Genomic DNA, 1,199 nt, shown 5'->3' with positions numbered 1-1,199 from the left:
TCCGCTGTGCGCCGTCCATGTCGGCCTTGTTGACGACGAACACGTCACCGATCTCCAAGATGCCGGCCTTCAGCGTCTGGACGTCGTCGCCGGAGCCGGGCTGGACCAGCACCGCGACGGTGTCGGCCGTGCGGACCACGTCGACCTCGTTTTGCCCCGCCCCGACGGTCTCTAAGATCACCACGTCCTTCCCGAAGGCGTCGAGGGCCTTCACGGCGTCCGCGGTCGCGGTCGAGAGGCCGCCGAGCTGGCCGCGCGCGCTCATCGACCGGAAGAACACGTCCATGTCGCCGACGTTCGACCCCATCCGGATCCGGTCGCCGAGGACGGCCCCGCCGGTGTACGGCGACGAGGGGTCGACCGCGATCACGCCCACCGTCTCGTCGCGGTCGCGGTAGGCGGCCGCGAGCTTGTCGACCAGCGTCGACTTCCCCGCCCCCGGCGAGCCGGTGATCCCGACGACGTCCGCGCCGCCGGTGTGTTCGTGGAGCGCGGAGACGATCGCGCGGTACCCGGGTGTGTGGTTCTCGATCTTCGTTATTACCCGGGCGAGCGCGCGGTGACTCCCGTCGAGCAGGTCGTCGACGAGCGCCGCGTCGGCCGCCGAGAGCGTCGGTGCGTCCCCGGGTTCGGGTGCGTCCGACCGGTCCATCTACGCGCGCTCCGGGACGTTGTTTCGGATGAACTCGATCGTCTCCTCCATCGGCGTCCCGGGCCCGAACACCTCTGCGACGCCGAGTTCCTTCAGCTTCGTCTCGTCCTCGTCCGGGATGATCCCGCCGACTAAGACGAGGGTGTCGTCGAACGCGTCGTACTCTTTGAGCCCCTCGATGACTTTCGGGACGAGCGTGTTGTGCGCGCCGGAGAGAATCGAGATGCCGAGCACGTCGACGTCCTCTTGTACCGCCGCCTGAACGATGTCGTCCGGCGCGCGGTGGAGCCCGGAGTAGACGACCTCGAAGCCGGCGTCGCGGAACGCCCGCGCGATCACGTGTGCGCCCCGGTCGTGGCCGTCGAGCCCGACCTTCGCGACCAGACACCGGACGGCTCGTTCCTGCTGTTCGGCGCTCATGCCCCACTCTGGGTCGCGTGTCCGCTTGATTCTAACGGACGATTGGGAGGGTTCGGGCGCTCGGACGGGGGTCGCCGCGGCCCTTCCGCAGCCGACGCCGCGACCGACGCGTTGAACGCGCGGGCGA

At 69.5% G+C, this 1,199-nt stretch carries 2 protein-coding genes; both read right to left on the bottom strand.

All coding sequences use genetic code 11. The features are described from left to right. Positions 1-652, bottom strand: a 652-nt coding sequence (meaB, locus tag BN903_RS06590) for a methylmalonyl Co-A mutase-associated GTPase MeaB (protein WP_048076988.1), incomplete at its 3' end; no start/stop codon positions are given. After that, positions 653-1,072, bottom strand: coding sequence for a cobalamin B12-binding domain-containing protein (locus tag BN903_RS06585; protein WP_048076987.1), 420 nt, complete (start codon positions 1,070-1,072; stop codon positions 653-655). Positions 1,073-1,199: the final 127 nt, after the last annotated feature.

It is taken from the genome of Halorubrum sp. AJ67 (assembly GCF_000513435.1).
This window is presented reverse-complemented; position numbering and strand designations above follow the sequence as displayed.

Bases quoted from the DNA above. Each gene is read 5' to 3' on its own strand.
- BN903_RS06585 (WP_048076987.1), bottom strand. From the start codon at position 1,072: ATGAGCGCCGAACAGCAGGAACGAGCCGTCCGGTGTCTGGTCGCGAAG.